At 63.8% G+C, this 16791-nt stretch carries 15 protein-coding genes; 8 read left to right on the forward strand and 7 right to left on the reverse strand.

Annotation, left to right across the window (positions count from 1 at the left end):
- Positions 1–120: 120 nt before the first annotated feature.
- The 7 genes from WBA38_RS13375 to WBA38_RS13405 all read right to left on the reverse strand — a co-directional run bounded on the left by WBA38_RS13375 (position 121) and on the right by WBA38_RS13405 (position 8974).
- A complete protein-coding gene (locus tag WBA38_RS13375) occupies positions 121–1743 on the reverse strand; it encodes an AMP-binding protein (RefSeq protein WP_424322892.1) in 1623 nt (540 codons plus the stop codon).
- A 44-nt stretch (positions 1744–1787) separates the two neighbouring features.
- On the reverse strand, positions 1788–2966 hold the full coding sequence (locus WBA38_RS13380; protein ID WP_424294993.1) for a lipid-transfer protein: 1179 nt from the start codon (positions 2964–2966) through the stop codon (positions 1788–1790).
- A complete protein-coding gene (locus WBA38_RS13385) occupies positions 2966–3373 on the reverse strand; it encodes a MaoC family dehydratase (RefSeq protein WP_424294991.1) in 408 nt (135 codons plus the stop codon). The genes WBA38_RS13380 and WBA38_RS13385 overlap by 1 nt, the downstream gene beginning before the upstream one ends.
- Positions 3373–4404, reverse strand: a complete 1032-nt coding sequence (locus tag WBA38_RS13390; RefSeq protein ID WP_424322893.1) for a bifunctional MaoC family dehydratase N-terminal/OB-fold nucleic acid binding domain-containing protein — start codon at positions 4402–4404, stop codon at positions 3373–3375. Before WBA38_RS13390 ends, WBA38_RS13385 begins: the two co-directional genes overlap by 1 nt.
- A gap of 9 nt (positions 4405–4413) precedes the next feature.
- On the reverse strand, positions 4414–5580 hold the full coding sequence (locus WBA38_RS13395) for an acyl-CoA dehydrogenase family protein (RefSeq protein ID WP_424294988.1): 1167 nt from the start codon (positions 5578–5580) through the stop codon (positions 4414–4416).
- On the reverse strand, positions 5580–6671 hold the full coding sequence (locus tag WBA38_RS13400) for an acyl-CoA dehydrogenase family protein (RefSeq protein WP_424294986.1): 1092 nt from the start codon (positions 6669–6671) through the stop codon (positions 5580–5582). Before WBA38_RS13400 ends, WBA38_RS13395 begins: the two co-directional genes overlap by 1 nt.
- A gap of 116 nt (positions 6672–6787) precedes the next feature.
- Positions 6788–8974 carry an acyl-CoA dehydrogenase family protein gene (locus WBA38_RS13405; protein ID WP_424294984.1) on the reverse strand — a complete coding sequence of 729 codons (2187 nt, stop codon included), beginning with the start codon at positions 8972–8974 and terminating at the stop codon, positions 6788–6790.
- A gap of 134 nt (positions 8975–9108) precedes the next feature.
- Here WBA38_RS13405 and kstR point away from each other — a divergent pair, with 134 nt between their 5' ends.
- The 8 genes from kstR to WBA38_RS13445 all read left to right on the forward strand — a co-directional run bounded on the left by kstR (position 9109) and on the right by WBA38_RS13445 (position 16727).
- Positions 9109–9768: a cholesterol catabolism transcriptional regulator KstR gene (gene kstR, locus WBA38_RS13410; protein ID WP_424294296.1), complete on the forward strand. Its 660-nt coding sequence runs from the start codon at positions 9109–9111 to the stop codon at positions 9766–9768.
- Positions 9769–10025: 257 nt separating this feature from the next.
- A complete protein-coding gene (locus WBA38_RS13415; protein WP_424294295.1) occupies positions 10026–11177 on the forward strand; it encodes a Rieske 2Fe-2S domain-containing protein in 1152 nt (383 codons plus the stop codon).
- Between the two features lie 50 nt (positions 11178–11227).
- Entirely contained in the window at positions 11228–12406 is a 1179-nt protein-coding gene (locus WBA38_RS13420) for a hydroxylase (protein ID WP_424294294.1), read from the forward strand.
- 33 nt (positions 12407–12439) lie between these two features.
- Positions 12440–13345: a biphenyl-2,3-diol 1,2-dioxygenase gene (gene bphC / locus WBA38_RS13425; protein ID WP_424322894.1), complete on the forward strand. Its 906-nt coding sequence runs from the start codon at positions 12440–12442 to the stop codon at positions 13343–13345.
- A 299-nt stretch (positions 13346–13644) separates the two neighbouring features.
- The gene (locus WBA38_RS13430) at positions 13645–14445 is read left to right on the forward strand and encodes an IclR family transcriptional regulator (protein WP_424296992.1); all 801 of its coding nucleotides are present in this window, start codon (positions 13645–13647) and stop codon (positions 14443–14445) included.
- Positions 14446–14498: 53 nt separating this feature from the next.
- Positions 14499–16073: an FAD-binding protein gene (locus WBA38_RS13435; RefSeq protein WP_424296990.1), complete on the forward strand. Its 1575-nt coding sequence runs from the start codon at positions 14499–14501 to the stop codon at positions 16071–16073.
- An 11-nt stretch (positions 16074–16084) separates the two neighbouring features.
- Positions 16085–16468 carry an SgcJ/EcaC family oxidoreductase gene (locus WBA38_RS13440; protein ID WP_424296988.1) on the forward strand — a complete coding sequence of 128 codons (384 nt, stop codon included), beginning with the start codon at positions 16085–16087 and terminating at the stop codon, positions 16466–16468.
- A 1-nt stretch (position 16469) separates the two neighbouring features.
- Positions 16470–16727, forward strand: a complete 258-nt coding sequence (locus WBA38_RS13445) for a hypothetical protein (protein WP_424296986.1) — start codon at positions 16470–16472, stop codon at positions 16725–16727.
- The last annotated feature ends 64 nt before the right edge of the window (positions 16728–16791 follow it).

Consider the following 16791-nt stretch of genomic DNA (forward strand, 5'->3'; position numbering starts at 1 on the left):
GAGCGGCATGTCGCAACGCAAATCGGATTGGCACCTGCAGGTCTCGATGCGATCAAAAACGTCCGCCGCGTCGCACCCCTAACGGGAGCAACGCGGCGGACGTTGTTGATCAGCTAGCTGCTAGACGCTGACGCCTTCAGCTGCGGTCGACTTGGCCCACTTGTAGTCGGCCTTGCCTGCCGGGGTGCGCTTGACCTCTTCGACGAAGACGACGGTCCTGGGGACCTTGTAGCCGGCGAGGGTCTTGCGGCAGTGGTCCTGGATGTCCTCAAGCGACGGCTCCTCGAAGCCCTCGTTCAGGGAAGCGACAGCTGCGACGCGCTGGCCGAACTTGGGGTCCGGTGCCGGAACGACGAGGGCGTCGGAGATTGCCGGGTGCGCGTGCAGTGCGCCCTCGACCTCTTCGGCGTAAACCTTTTCGCCACCGGTGTTGATGCACTGGCTGCCGCGACCGAGGAAGACGATGGCATCGTCTTCGCGGACGTAGCCCATGTCGCCGAGGACCGAGATACGACGACCGTCAGCCATGGTCGGGAAGGTGCGCGCGGTCTTCTCCGGGTCACCGTAGTAGCCGAGCGGGATGTTGCCGATACGAGCGATGTGACCGACCTCGTTCGGGGTCGTGATCTGCTCGAACTGCTCGTTGACGACCATCATGCGCGGGTTGGCCGGCACGTACAGGTTGCCGTTCTCGTCGAGCATGATCTCGCCGTCGTTGCCCGACTCCGAGGCACCGAAGTTGTCGCGCAGCATCAGGTCCGGCTTCACCGCGAGCATGCGGTCGCGGACGCTGTGGCTCCACAGGGCGCCACCGGAAGCGATCGAGAACAGCGTCGAAAAGTCGGCGGTGTCCTTCTGCTTTTCCATCTGCTCGGCCAGCGGCATGCCCATGGCGTCGCCGACGATGAGGACCATCTGGGTGCGGTCGCGACCCAGGTTGCGGACGATCTTCTCGGCGTCGAAGTCGCGCTCCAGGATGAGGCGACCACCGAGGGCGATGAACGTGAACAGCGAGTACGACGCTGCGCCGTGCATCAGCGGAGCCGCGACGAGGAAGGCCAGCGACGGGAAGTTCTTCACTTCCTTTTTCAGGTCCTCGTAGTCCTCACGCGGCGGTCCGTAGGGGTTGCCGCCCGAGATCGGCTTGCGGAAGAAGTCGTCGTGCTGCCACATGACGCCCTTGGGGTAGCCGGTGGTGCCGCCCGTGTAGATCAGGTACAGCTCTTCGCCGTTGCGCTCTTCAAAGTCACGCTCGTCGGAGAGGTTCTTGTAGTCGTCGAAGCTCACGACGCCAACGGTGCGGCCTTCGAGGGCAGCGGCAGCCTCGGTCAGTTCGGGGACGATGTCGCCCATGACGAAGACGGTGCGGACCTTGGGCAGCTTCGGCAGCAGGTTCGCGACGCTGATCTGGTGCTCGGGCAATTCAACGACGATGGCGGCCGAATCGGAGTTCGAGAAGATGTACTCAAGCTCGGCGTCGGTGTAGCGGTAGTTCACGTTCACCGGGACGGCACGGACCTTGATGAGGCCGACCAGCGAAGTGACGTGCTCGACACTGTTCTTGAGGAACAGGGCGACGTTGTCGTCCTTGCCGAGGCCGTTGGTGGTGAACAGGTGCGCGACCTGGTTCGACAGCTTGTCCAGATCGGCGTAGGTGATGTCCTCACCTTCCCAGGTGAGGGCTGCGCGCTCGGGTACCGCGTCGACAACAGACTCGAAGACGGTGGCGAGGTTGAACTTCATCTTTCTAGATCTCCTTGGGAGGTACCGACAGGGCGGCGGGTTGGTCAGGCGGTGAGAATCAGACCGGAGGTCGGAACTCCGGTGCCGGCGGTGACGAGCACGCGCTCGGCTCCATCGACTTGGTTAACGGAGGTGCCACGCACCTGTCGAACACCTTCGGCGATGCCGTTCATCCCGTGGATGTAGGCTTCGCCCAGCTGTCCGCCGTGCGTATTCAACGGCAAGACGCCGCCCACTTCGAGTGCGCCGGGCTGCGAGACGAAATCCTTCGCCTCACCGCGGCCGCAGAAGCCAAGCTCTTCGAGCTGCATCAGGGTGTAGGGCGTGAAGTGGTCGTACAGGACCGCCATGTCGATATCGGCGGGTGTGAGGCCGGACTGCGCGAACAGTTGGCGTCCCACCAGGCCCATTTCCTCGAGCGCGGCGAGTTCATCACGGTAGTAGCTGGTCATAATGAACTGGTCGTTCCCGCTGCCCGATGCTGCACCGGCGATCGTGACTGGCTTTTGCTTCAGGTCCTTGGCACGCTCGGCCGACACCACGACGATGGCCTGGCCACCATCGGACTCCTGGCAGCAGTCAAGCAGGTGCAGGGGTTCGGCGATGTACCGCGAAGCCTGGTGATCGGCGAGTGTGATCGGCTTGCCGTAGAAGAACGCCTTCGGGTTGGTCGCGGCATGCTTGCGGTCAACGACGGCGATCTGGCCGAAGTCTTCGCTGGTGGCACCGTACTCGTGCATGTAGCGCTTGGCGACCATCGCGACGAACGCCGCGGGCGTCGACAGGCCGTGCGGGTACGAGAACGCATTGTCGGTGCCCGAAGAGTTCTCCTGGCTGGCCACCGCCTTATCGACCTGACCAAACCGGTGACCCGAACGCTCGTTGAACGCGCGGTAAGCCACGGCCACCTCGCACACACCGGTCGCCACAGCCATGGCGGCCTGCTGCACGGTCGACGCCGCAGCGCCACCGCCGTAGTGAATGCGCGAGAAGTACTTAAGCTCGGGGATCCCCACCGCGCGAGCGACGGCAATCTCCATGTTGGTGTCCATCGTGAACGTCACCAGACCGTCGACGTCGGTGGCGCTCAGGCCAGCGTCGTCGAGGGCGGCGTTGATGCACTCGGCAGCCAGACGCAGCTCGCTACGTCCGGAGTTCTTAGAGAAGTCGGTGGCGCCGATACCGGCGATTGCGGCCTTCCCGGACAGGGTGCGGTCACTCATCACTGCGCCCCTTCTGTGAAGGTGACCGTCGAGATCACGTGCTTGCCAAGGGAGTTGGTGCCGGTAACCGACACGGTGACGACCCCGTCTTCGACGGCGGTCACTTCACCGGTGAAGGTGATCGTGTCGTAGGCGTACCACGGCACACCGAGCTTGAGCTTGATGGACGTGATCCGTGCATTCGGGCCAGCCCAGTCGGTGACGAAGCGCTCCACCAGGCCGGTGTCGGTCAGGATGTTGACGAAAATGTCCTTGGAGCCCTTTTGCTGCGCCAAGTCACGGTCGTGGTGCACGTCCTGGAAGTCGCGCGTCGCCAGGGCAGTCGCGACCACAAACGTGGGGGGTGCGTCGATCACCAGCGGGGTCAGTGCCTGACCCACCGCGATGGTCGTAGATTCCGCGCTCACTACTGGGCCTCCTTCGCGCGCCAGGCGTACAACGTCCAGGCTTCGTCGCCATCGTCGTTTGCGGGGAAGTCCAAGAACTCCACCTCGACGGGCATGCCGATGGTGACGGTGGCCGGATCGACTCCGCGGAGCTGCCCGAGCATGCGCACGCCCTCGTCGAGTTCCACCAATGCCACCACGAACGGCAGTTCACGGCCGGGGACACGCGGTGCGTGGTGCACCACGTAGCTGAACACCGTGCCGGTACCTGCAGCCACCGTGTAATCGGTGGACTCGTAGACGCCTTCGGCGTCCTTGCCCTTCCACGTCGCCGGGATCGGCGGGTGGCGCAGCGAGCCATCTTCGACCTGCTGAATGCGCAGTTCGTGAGCGTCGACGCCCTCCCAGAAGAAGGCGGTGTCGCGCGACCGCTTCGGGCGGATCAGCTTATCGCCGTCCAGGCCCTCATAGTCAGCGACCGGGGCCGCTGCCTGCTTGGCTGCGGGACGGAACTTCAGGATCCGGAAGTCCATCTCGGCGACAACCTCATCGGTCGACGCGTCGGTGGCACCTGCCGGTCGCACACTCCAGGTGTTGCGAGTGGTGAAGAACCAGCCTTCGCCGAGCCCGGTCTGCTTGGGGCCCACCACGTCGGTGAGCTCCGAGGAGATGATGACCTCTTCGCCGGGCTGGGTGTAGCGGTGGTACACGGTGTCGCAGTTGGTGGCGACAACCGAGGTGAAGCCAGCGTCGTCGAACAACTGCGTCGCCAAACCCAACGGATCATCGTCGGTCCGCACACCGTTGAGACCGCGCATGGTCCATACCTGCGCCATGGCGGGCGGTGCGACGATGCCGTCGTGACCGGCCGAGCGCGCGGCCGCCTCGTCGACGTAGATTGGGTTCACGTCACCCATGGCTTCCAGCCAGTTGTTGACCATCGGCTGATTGATGGGGTCGCGACCCTTGCGGGGTGCGCTGGCACCGCCAGCCTTGATGGCGTCGGCGGCGGCCAGGATCTGTTCCGGGGTGGATTCCGGCGTCACAGTCATCGGTGTCCCCTATCGCTTCATCCGGGGCAAGCCGAGGCCAGCCGTGCCGATCATGTCGCGCATCACTTCGTTGACGCCGCCACCAAAGGTGATGACGACATTGCGCTTGGCCTGAAGGTCGAGCCAAATGGCGAACTCACTGGTCAGTTCGTCTCGGAAATCGCCGTAGTGGCCGACAGCATTGTCGATGGACCGGTAGATGCCCTGCAGCCGTTCGGTGGAAAACACCTTGGTTGCGGCCGCATCGGCCATCGAGATTTCACCGGACGAAGCAACCTGCCAGTTCAACAGCTCGTTGAGACGCTCGTAGGCACCGACTTCGGCGATCAGGCGGCGAACCGGCTGCTGCTCGATCACCGGGGCACCGTCGAACTGCGCCTGCGTTGCCCATTCACGGACACGGTCGGCAAGACCGCCGATGCGGCCAGCCGGACCAAGCATGACGCGCTCGTGATTGAGCTGGGTGGTGATGAGCTTCCAGCCGTCGCCCTCTTCACCGACGCGCATGCCGACCGGCACACGGACATCGTTGTAGTAGGTGGCGTTAACGTGATGGGCACCGTCGGCGGTGATGATCGGGGTCCACGTGAAACCGGGATCCTTGGTGTCGACGATGAGGATCGAGATGCCCTTGTGCTTGGGCGCATCGGCGTCTGTGCGGCAGGCCAGCCAGATGTAGTCGGCGTCGTGGCCGCCGGTGGTGAAGATCTTCTGGCCGTTGATGACGTACTCGCCGGTCGACTCATCGAGCACGGCGCGCGTGGTCAACGACGCGAGGTCGGTGCCTGCGTCGGGCTCGGTGTAGCCGATCGCGAAGTGCACGGAGCCAGCGAGAATCTTCGGCAGGAAGAAGTCCTTCTGCTCCTGCGTGCCGTAGCGCTGCAGCGTCGGCCCAACGGTCTGCAGGGTGACGGACGGCAGCGGGATATCGGCGCGGACGGCTTCGTTGGTGAAGATCTGCTGTTCGATCTCACCGAAGCCCTTGCCGCCGAATTCCTTCGGCCAGCCAACGCCCAGCCACCCGTCGTCACCCATGCGGGAGATGATGTTGCGGTAGGTGGGACCATGCCGCTCGGTGCGCATGATGCGCTCTTCTTCGGCGGTGACGAGCTTGGAGAAGTACGCGCGCAGTTCGTCGCGCAGCGCAATCTGCTCGTCGGTAAATGCGACAAACATCAGCGGGTCTCCTGTCCGGCGGGAACGGTCTCATCGGCAAGGACGTCGAGGGTTGCCTGCGCCCCACCCGCGAGGCGGGCAATGTCCTTGACCAGCGAGAAGTACCGATGCAGCGGGTAGGTCACGTCCACACCGACACCACCGTGCAGGTGGGTCATCATGCGCAACGTGGCGGGCAGTTCGGCGGACACCCAGTACATCGCGGTCGCGAGGTCTTCTTCCGCGTCCACGTCGTTGGCGATGCCCCACGCGGCTGCCGTAGCAACCAGGTTCATGGTGCGCGAGACAACGTACACGTCGGCCAACTGCTGCCCGACGGCCTGGAAGGCCGCGATCGGCTTGCCGAACTGGTTGCGGGTGGAGACGTGCTCGGCGGTGCGCTTGATGGCGCCGGCGACCAGTCCATCGGCGTATGCGGCGAGCAAGGCGCGGTAGGCGTCAATCGCGAACTGCGGGTCGTCGGTGACAATGTCGGCCTTCGGGACGGCCACGCCGTCGAATGTGACCGAGTATTCACCCCAGCCGGACGACGAGGTGGTCCGAGCAACGGTGACTCCAGCGGCGTCAGCTGGCACGACCACCACTCCGCGGTCGGCGACGACGAGGATCGCCGAAGCACCCTCGGCAGCCAAGACCCCGGTTTTGCTGCCGTCGAGACGGACCCCGTCTGCAGTGTCGGTGAGAGTCGCGGTGGCGGCCTGACCGAGTGCACGGCCCGGTTCGCCGATGGCGACGGCATGCCAGCCGCCCTCAGCGATGGCACGGCCGTAGGCACTCACATCGGCAGTCTCGTTGGCCCGTGCCAGCACCAGACCGGACACCAGGGTGCCGATCAGCGGTGCGACGGTCGCGTCGTTTCCGGCGCGCGTCAGGAGCGGCACCAGGGCGTCGATGGGCAGGTCGTCGCCGCCTAACGATTCCGACAGCGGCAGCACCGTGACTCCGGCACCAACCAGCGCATCCCATGCGGCGTGGTCGAAACCGCCCGCATCGTTGGCAAATTTGCTTTCCCAGTCTGGCTGCAGTCGTCGCATTACCTCATCGGCAACATCTTGGACTGCGGCAGCAGTGGGCTCCAGGGTGAAATCCACCCGGCTCCTCCTCAGCAGTATTAGAACTTGTTCTAGTTTATCAGACGCACGGAGACCGCCATCACAACGACGGTGGCAACCTGCGCATTTTCACAATCTCGGCGGACCCTCTCCCGTCATCCGCGGGGCAAACCGAGAATCCGTTCTGCAGCGGCGTTCTTCAGAATCTGCGTGGTGCCGCCGGCAATCGACAGGCACCGGTTCAGCAACAAGAATCCGGTGGCCGCACTGGCCCCCAATCCATCGCATCCGAGCAGGTCGGTCGCGAAGTCTGGTACATCCTGGCGATGAACCACGCCGATCAGCTTGCGGACACTCGACGTGGCACCCGGGTCCGTGCCGCTGAGTCGCTGTGCCACCGACCGAGCATCGAGCACTCGGCCGATGTGCGCGTCGGCAATGATGCGACCCAACTCCAGTGATTGCGCCTCGGTGAGCGTCACCTCGCCGTCGTCGAGTTGGCGAAGCAGCGAGTCGACTTCCTTGCCCAGGCCCGAGCCGCCCATGGCGACTCGTTCGTTGGCAAGGGTGGTCCGCGCCAGGCGCCAACCGTTGTCGATTTCGCCGACCAGCATGTCGTCGGGCACGAAGACGTTGTCGAGAAAGACCTCGTTGAACATGGCCCGACCCGTGAGTTCGCGCAGCGGGCGAATATCGATTCCCGGCGCCGACATATCGACCAGGAAGTACGAGATGCCCTTGTGTTTTGGCACGTCGGGGTTGGTCCGCGCCAAGCACACGGCCCATTGGGACATGTGCGCCTCGGAGGTCCAGATCTTCTGGCCGCTCAGCAGCCAGCCACCCTCGGTCCGCACGGCCCGGGTCCGGAGCGACGCCAGGTCGCTACCCGCCTCAGGCTCGCTGAACAGCTGGCACCAGCGGATGTCGCCAGCCAAGGTCGGCGCGACAAACTTCTCGCGTTGCGCATCGGTGCCGTGCTCGAGAATGGTCGGCAGTGCCCAGCCGGCGATCACCAAGTCGGGGCGAGCGACGCCGACCCGGTCGAGTTCCGAGTCGATGACCAACTGAACCGCGGGATCGGCCGAGAGTCCGTAGGGCTTCGGCCAGTGCGGAGCCAAGAACCCGGTGCGCGCCAACTCGGCACGACGATCCTCCGGTGCTGCGGCGGCAATGCCTTCGGCGATGGCGGCAATCTCCGGCCGCTGCGCTTCGGCCTCAACCAGATCGATAGAGAACTCGCGACGGCCTCCGGCTCGGCCAAGTTCTGCCAGTGCCAAACGCTGCGGTTCGCCGGCGGCAAGCAGCATGCGTGCGGCCAGCGCGGAACGCAGGTACAGGTGTGCGTCGTGCTCAAATGTGAAGCCGATACCACCGAGCACCTGGATGGCATCCTTGGCGTTCTCCGGCGACAACTTGGCGGTCAACGCGCCGGCCGCGAGACGACTGAGTTCCACCTGAGCCCGAGCCGCCTCAGTGTTGTCGACGAGCATCTCATCGAGGGCCCGCGCGAGGTCCCACGCGGCGGCACCGAGCTGCTCACTGCGGGTCAGCATGTCGGCACAGATCTGCTTCACAGCCTGGAACGAACCGATGGCCGCCCCGAACTGTGTGCGGACCTTTGCATAATCCACGGCAATGGACAGCGTCCGCGCGGCAACGCCAGCCTGATAGGCGACCAGACCCGCGTGCAACAGCGCAACCAGCAGGTCGCCATCGGTCACCGCGATCGCCTTGTCGCGAGTGACTGACGCCAGACGCACGCGCACCGGAATCGCGGTGCCATCGAGCGGTCCGTCCACCGATTCCTTCTCGACCTGGACCGATGCGGTGTCGAGGACAAACCAGCCTTCAGCTTCCGAGCCGAAACGCAACGGTGCGGCAATTACCGCATCGGCGACGAATCCGGGAATCAACCCCAAGTCGACGTTGCCGTCAACCACCGCGAAACCGGCATCACCCCCAGCCTTGGGCGAAGTCACGGCCGTCGCGGGAATCACGGCCGGACGTTCCCCCGCCATGACCGATTCCGCTAGTTCGACACCCTGTGCGGCGAGCACGTAGGCAACGGCCATCGTCGGCGCGAGCGGTCCTGGAACTAGCTCAGCTCCGGCCGCCGCAAACATCACGGCGACGTCTTCCTGACTGCCGTCCGCACCCCCTGCGACCTCGGGGATTCCCGCCGCAAACAGGCCAAGGTCCGCGATCTGCGTCCATAGCGAACGCCACGAATCACCCGAATCATCGAGGTCGTTGCGCACGAGGGAACGGACGTCCCGAGCCCCTGCCCAGGCGGCGATACTGTCACTAGCGACCCTTTGGTCCGCTGACGTGGCGATTGTCACCGAAGAACTCCTCCGCGAATTTGTTGATAACTCCAATTAGAACCTGTTCTAATATTCAATGGGTGTACACCATCGGCGGGCGGCTGCCAACTGACGAGCCGTAGAAGTGGCTCAACTTGAGGGGATCGATATCTATGGCTGGCGCGGGAACGACGAACACTAAGACCGACGTACCGTCGCCTCCCCCTGCGCCCGCCCAGTTGTCCGGCGCGGAAGTTGGTTCGGCCGCACAGCGCGAACGGCGCAGGCGGATTCTCGACGCGACGCTCGCCTTGGCATCCAAGGGCGGCTACGACGCCGTGCAGATGCGCGCCGTCGCAGACAAGGCTGACGTCGCCGTCGGCACCCTCTACCGCTACTTCCCGTCCAAAGTGCATTTGCTCGTCACCGCCCTTGCCCGCGAACTGGAGAAGGTCGAGTCGCGCGCCGACCGCAGTGTGCTCCAAGGCGACACTCCCGTCGAACGACTCAGCTTCGTGCTGTCGATGATTACGCTTGCCATGCAGAAGGACCCGTTGCTCACCGAAGCCATGACGCGAGCATTCATGTTCGCCGATGCCTCGGCAACCAGCGAAGTGAATCGGGTCGCCGGAATCATCGACCGCCTGCTGGCTGGGGCGATGATTTCGCAAGACCCCGATGCGGTGCCGACCGCACAAGACCTCGCAATCGCCCGCGTTATCTCAGACGTGTGGATGTCGAACCTCGTGCAGTGGCTGACCCGTCGTGCGTCGGCAACCGATGTCACCAACCGCATGGAACTCACGGTCAAGCTGCTCCTCGAACGCAACTGACTTTCTCCCTCCACGCCGGTGTTCTTCGCTGTTCGGCGGGTTCCGCCGCTGGTCGCCAAGTACCTCGACCATTAGGTCCGTTGTTCCCTAATTTGCCGCATGCTCCCTGCTCAGGGCATACCGCATTCCACTGAGCGGGAACGGCAACCGCCGCGGTCTTGAACTGAGCCCACTATCGGATATGACCGGGTCTACACACCTGGCCTCAAATCCGAGCCGACTGAGAGTGCGTCGGCCACAAGGAGGAGCGACGCTCAATGACCACCACTGACGACCAGGAATTCCGGGAGATTGAGTCGGCCGGAGCCCCGACTCGTTTTGCTCGAGGCTGGCACTGCCTTGGTCTGCTGAAGGACTTCCGCGATGGTAAGCCCCACCAGATCAAGGCGTTCGGCACCGAGCTGGTGGTTTTCCAGGGCGAGAACGACGGCCAGCTCCACATCCTCGACGCCTACTGCCGACACATGGGCGGCAACCTCGCCAAGGGCCAGGTCAAGGGCGATTCCATCGCCTGCCCATTCCACGACTGGCGCTGGGGCGGCAACGGTCGCTGCACCGGCATCCCTTACGCGCGCCGCGTCCCGCCGGTCGCCAAAACGAAGTCGTGGCCAGTATTGGAACGCAACGGACAATTGTTCGTCTGGCACGACCCGGAGAACAGCAAGCCCACCGACGAGGTCACGATCCCCGAACTCCCCGGCTACGGCACTGACGAGTGGACCGACTGGAACTGGAGTTCCATCGTCATCGAAGGCTCTCACTGCCGCGAGATCGTCGACAACATCGTCGATATGGCGCACTTCTTCTACATCCACTTCGCGTTCCCCCGCTACTTCAAGAACGTGTTCGAGGGGCACGTCGCCGGCCAGTTCATGAACTCGACTCCGCGCGATGACATCGGCATCGGCTCCAGCTACGACAACCCCGATTCCCGGCTGGAGTCGGAGGCTCACTATTACGGACCGTCGTACATGGTGGACGTGCTGCGCAACTACGTCGGCGACCGCCTGGTCGAAACCGACCTGATCAACTGCCACTACCCGATCGACAACAACTCGTTTGTGCTCATGTACGGCGCACGTGTGAAGAAGCCAGCAGGCATCTCCGACGAACGTGCCAACGCGATGGCCCAGAAGTTCACCGACGGAGTCAAGGTCGGCTTTGAGCAGGACGTGGCGATCTGGCTCGACAAGGCCCCGATCGACAACCCGCTGCTGTCCGAAGAAGACGGCCCGGTGTATCAGCTCCGCCGCTGGTACCAGCAGTTCTACACCGATATCGCCGACGTCACCGAAGACATGACGAAGCGTTTCGAGTTCGAAATCGACACCACTCGAGCCGTCGAAAGCTGGCAGGCCGAGGTCGACGAGAACATCGCGGCCGGCCGCGTCCACCGGGCTGCACGCTAGCTCCGCAACTCCCCCTCTCCTTCCCCTGAACCCTTTAGACCGGAGGCATCATGACCGTTCGACCCATCGAAGCCATCGAGGAACTCGCCGACCAGATTCGCGACCAGGCCCTCGAAGCCGAGGAACTTGGCAAACTCCCCGACGAGACTGCCAAGAAACTCAAGGCCACCGGCGTCATGAAGTTGCTGGCACCGGCAAACTACGGCGGGTTGGAAGCGCATCCGCGCGAGTTCGCCGAGACCGTCATGAAGGCGGCCAGCTTCGACGGTGCCGCCGGCTGGGTGTGCGGCATCGTGGGTGTGCACCCGTGGCAGATGGCGTTTGCCGATCCTAAGGTTCAGGAAGAGATCTGGGGCCAGGACGACAACACGTGGATTGCGTCGCCCTACGCTCCGACCGGCATCGCGAAGCCGGTTGATGGCGGCTACATTTTCAACGGTCGCTGGCAGTTCAGTTCGGGCACAGATCACTGCGATTGGATTTTCCTCGGCGCCATGGTCGGCGACGAGAACGGTCCGACGATGCCCCCGACCATGCTGCACATGATTTTGCCGCGCTCCGACTACACGATCGTCGAAGACTCGTGGAATGTGGTGGGCCTCAAGGGAACCGGCTCCAAGGACATCATCGTCAAGGACGCCTTCGTGCCGTCGTACCGAGTCATGGACGGCAGTGCCGTGATTGACGGCAGCGCGCAGATCGAGGCTGGCATGACCGAGACGCTTTTCAAGATGCCGTGGTCGACGATGTTCCCGCTGGGCATCACTTCGGCCGTCATCGGTCTCGCCGAAGGTGCCCTCGCTTGTCACCTCGACTACCAGCGCAACCGCATCGGTGCATCGGGTGTCGCCGTCAAGGACGATCCCTACGTCCTGTTCGCGATCAGCGAGGCTGCAGCCGACATCAACGCCGCTCGCCAGGAACTGCTTGCCAACGTCGACGAGGTCTACAGCCTCGTTGATGCGGGCAAGGAGATCGACTTCGAGCGTCGTGCGCTGGGCCGTCGCACGCAGATCAGTTCCGCCTGGCGGGCTGTCATGGCCGTCGATCAGATCTTTGCGCGCTCGGGTGGCAATGCCCTGCGGATGGATCAGCCGATGCAGCGCTTCTGGCGCGATGCCCACGCAGGCCTCAACCACGCTATCCACGTGCCCAGCACCGTGCGCCACGCGTCGGCCCTGAGTTCCATGGGCTTCGATGTGCCGGCGAACCTGCGCGCAATGATCTGATCCGGCGAAACAAGACAGCGAGAGCGAAACACGATGACTGAAATCAAGGGTTTGGGTTACGTCACGATCCAAACCAACGACCTGGACCGTTGGCGTACCTTCGCGTTCGACGTCCTCGGCTTTGCCAAGGGCAAGGGGCCCGACCAGGATGCCATCTATTTGCGGATGGATGAGCGGGCCTTCCGGATCGCCGTGGTTCCGGGCGAGACCGACGAGATCACCACCATCGGCTGGGAGGTCCGCGACGGCGCGGCCCTGACTCGAGTCCGCGAATCAGTAACGGCGGCCGGCATCGAGGTCACCGACCTAACCAACGACGAGGCGCAGGCGCGGCACGTCGAAGCGGCGTTCACCTTCACTGATCCAGCCGGGGCAAAGTTGGAGATCTTCCACGGCCCCACACTCGACCACAGCCCCGTGGTGACCCCGTTCGGTGCCAAGTTTGTGACCGGAGAGCAAGGTCTCGGCCACGTGGTGCTGCCCGTGATGGACTTCAACGGCGCATTCACCTTCTACCAGGACGTGCTGGGCTTCTTGCCGCGCGGTGCGATGCGGATTCCGGCACCGCCGGAGTTTGGGCCCATCCGTATCCGGTTCATGGGCGTCAACCAGCGCCATCACAGCCTGGCGCTGTGCCCGGCACCGCACGGGGGTGCACCAGGCCTGGTGCACATCATGGTTGAGGTCGACACTCTCGACGCCGTTGGTCAGGCGCTTGATCGCGTCATGAAGGACGGTTTCTCAGTGTCCTCGACGCTGGGACGTCATACCAACGACAAGATGATCTCGTTCTACGTCCGGGCACCCGGCGGCTGGGATATCGAGTTCGGCACCGACGGCATGCTCGTCGACGAAACTCATTACACCGCGGAGGAAATCACCGCCGACAGCTACTGGGGTCACGACTGGTCCGGCAGCGAACCGCTCGCCGCCATGTAGTTTCCGCCCCTCGCGTTAGGTGCCACTCGATTCGAGTGGCACCTAACGCATTTTTGCGCCCTTTTGCAGACTTTCGTGCAACAGCGTGACACGGCTCTCATCACCGCATATACTCCATATATCTAATAGAAAAACCGTGGTCAGAGCGTTTTTGATGGTCATTTTGTCCGCCGTGACGGTCATTTTGTCCGCTGTGGCGCCAGTTTCCCCACTGTGCGCACCAGGTTTTGCCGGATCCCACTTCGGCAAAACAAACGCCGCCCGACCACACTTGCATGTTCGCCCGTGGAGGGAAAGCAATGACTGAAACACCCAGTGCCGTCCTCGATCGTTTGACCGTCGTCATGGACACCTTCGACGGCAACGCCCGACAGAGCCTGGCACAAATTGTTCGGCGTACCGGTCTCCCCCGCTCGTCCGCCCACCGCATGCTCGAACGCCTCGTCGCCCTTCGATGGCTGCGCCGCGAGGGCCGCGAATACGAGCTCGGAATGCGGCTGGTGGAACTCGGCTCACTCGCCATCCATCAAGACCGTCTCCACAGCTCCGCCGCCCCATTCCTTCACGAACTGCACCGGATGACCGGCTTCGTCATCCATCTCGGCATCCTCCAGGGCAACGAGGTGGTGTACCTCGACAAGGTTGGTGAAGGACTCGGCAAGAAGGTCCCAAGCCGTGTCGGCGGCAAGCAGCCCGCGCACTGCACCGCAATCGGCAAGGTCCTTCTCGCACATTCCGAAGAAACCCCAGCCAGCGACGAAACTCTGGAACGCAAAACCCGCTTCTCGATCGGCTCGGCCACCCAACTCTCGCGTGAATTGCAGACCGTCCGCGACCGCGGACTCGCCATTGAGCGCGAAGAAGCCGTCCCGCGCTTCGGCTGCATCGCGGTTCCGATCGGCGAGCCAGGCCAAGCCGTTGGTGCCGTCTCCATCTGCGGCCCCGTCGACCAGTTGAAGTTCGACAACCGTCTCGCCGCACCCTTGCGCATGGCAGCACTTGGCATGTGGCGCAACGTCGCTGGCGACGATGTCCACATCACCCCAACTTTGCAGCGCCGCCGCATGATGGCTCCCCAACCCCTGCCCGTCGCTGGTTAAGACTGCCCGTCGCTGATTTAGCCCCTCCCCCTCTCGAGAAAGAGCCTCGCCGCATGACCGCACCGGGATCGTCAACCGCCACACCCACCTGGATTCAGGAATATGACGTCATCGTCGCCGGATCGGGAGCGGGCGGAGTGTGCGGCGCATACACCGCAGCACGCGAAGGTTTGTCGGTGCTGATGGTCGAAGCGTCCGACAAGTATGGCGGCACCACGTCGTACTCCGGTGGCGGCGGCGTGTGGTTCCCGTGCAATCCGGTGCTGCAGCGCGAAGGCGTCGAGGATTCCCTCGACGACGCTCTCACCTACTACCACTCGGTCGTCGGCGATCGAACCCCGATGGAGCTGCAAGAAACCTACGTCCGCGGCGGCACCGACCTCATCGAGTACCTCGAGAAAGACGACAAACTCAAGTTCGCGGCCATGCCGTGGCCCGACTACTTCGGCAAGGCCCCCAAGGCCAAGACCGACGGCATGCGCCACATCGCCCCGCGTCCCCTCGGTGTCGCGAAGGCCCCCGCATACAAGGACCTTGTTCGCGGCCCGCTCGACGTCGAACGCCATGGCAGCGAGACTCCCGACAATTACTACATTGGCGGTCGTGCGCTGATCGCCCGCTTCTTGAATGCGATCGACGACTACCCAAACGCCACCAAGATGCTGAACACTCCGCTGGTGGATTTGGTCGTCGAAGATGGCGTGGTGACCGGTGCGATCGTCGAGATCGACGGCAAGCGCGAAGCGATCCGCGCGCGGTGCGGTGTGGTGTTGGCCGCGGGCGGTTTTGAAGCCAACGATGAACTGCGCGCCACCTACGGGGTGCCAGGCACAGCTCGAGACACTATGGGCCCCAACACGAATCAGGGACTCTCACACCTCGCGGGGATCGCCGCCGGTGCCGACACCGACTTGATGGAGCAGGCGTGGTGGTCGCCGGGTCTGACGCACCCGGACGGTCGTAGCGCATTTGCCCTCTGGTTCACGGGCGGCATTTTCGTCAACCAAGATGGCGAGCGGTTCGTCAACGAGTCCGCACCCTACGACCGCCTCGGCCGCGAAGTGCTGCGGCAGATGGACGCGGGCACCGCGAGCCTGCCGTTCTGGATGATCTACGACGACACCGAGGGCGAACAGCCGCCGGTGAAGGCGGCCAACTTCGAGTTCTATCCGACGCAGGACTACCGAGATAAGGGCCTCTGGCACACCGCAGACACTCTGGAAGAACTCGCCACCAAGATCGGTGTCCCCGCCGAGGCCTTGACCGCAACGGTCGCGCGTTTCAACGAGCATGTGGAAGCCGGCGTCGACCCTGACTTCGGTCGCGGCGACGAGGCCTACGACCGCGCGTTCTCCGGCGGCAAGCCGCCATTGGCCGCCATCAAGACCGGCCCGTTCCATGCGGCCGCGTTTGGCTTGTCGGACCTTGGCACCAAGGGTGGCCTCAAGACCGGCGTGGCGGGCAATGTGCTGCGCGCCGACGGCTCCACCATCGACGGCCTGTACGCGGCGGGCAATACGATGGCCGCTCCCAGCGGCTACGCCTACCCCGGTGGCGGTAACCCGATCGGTACGTCAATGCTGTTTAGTCACTTGGCTGTTCGCGACATCGTCGCGCGCGGCAAGTAAGGAGAAGCCCCATGTCTGAATTCAGTAATGCTGCGGCACCGGAGATTACGTCGATCATCGAGACTTACCTCGCAGCGGTCGCGTCGGGCGACGGTGCCGCGGTGGCCGCCTTGTACGCCGATGATGCGACGCTTGAGGATCCGGTCGGCTCACCGCCCCGGCAGGGTCGCGAGGCGATCGCTGAATTTTATGGCGGCCTGCAGGGCGAGGTCAGCACCGAACTGATCGCCGCACGGGTTGTCGGCCGGGAGGCCGCGTTCTCCTTCCGCGTCGTCACGAAGGCGGGCGGGGCGTCGTACACGGTGGAGCCGATTGACGTGATGACGTTCAACGACGCTGGCCTCATCACGTCGATGCGCGCTTTCTGGGCACCGTCCGACATGGTGGTCGGCTGACATGTACGAGGTCACATGTGCCACCTGCAGTAATAAGGTGCTGGTGGAGAAGTTCAGCCCAATTCACACGAGCATCCAGTGGACGACGGACGCGCGGACGTCGTGCCCGGAGTTTGTCGCGGCCGCCGAGCAGGGCCAGGACATGGATTCGTTCCCCGGTTGCACCGCCTTGCGTGCCAGCATCGACGACCAAGTCCGAACCGGCAAGATCCCCACCAACTCCTTCCGCGCAGAACCCACTCCCGGCCAGATCGGCTAGCCACCACCCAGCCCCTACGGGGCGTTCTCGCATGATGCGTCGATTCCCGCACTATGTCTGACAT

This window comes from Gordonia sp. (in: high G+C Gram-positive bacteria), assembly GCF_049647785.1.
Lineage (GTDB): Bacteria > Actinomycetota > Actinomycetes > Mycobacteriales > Mycobacteriaceae > Gordonia.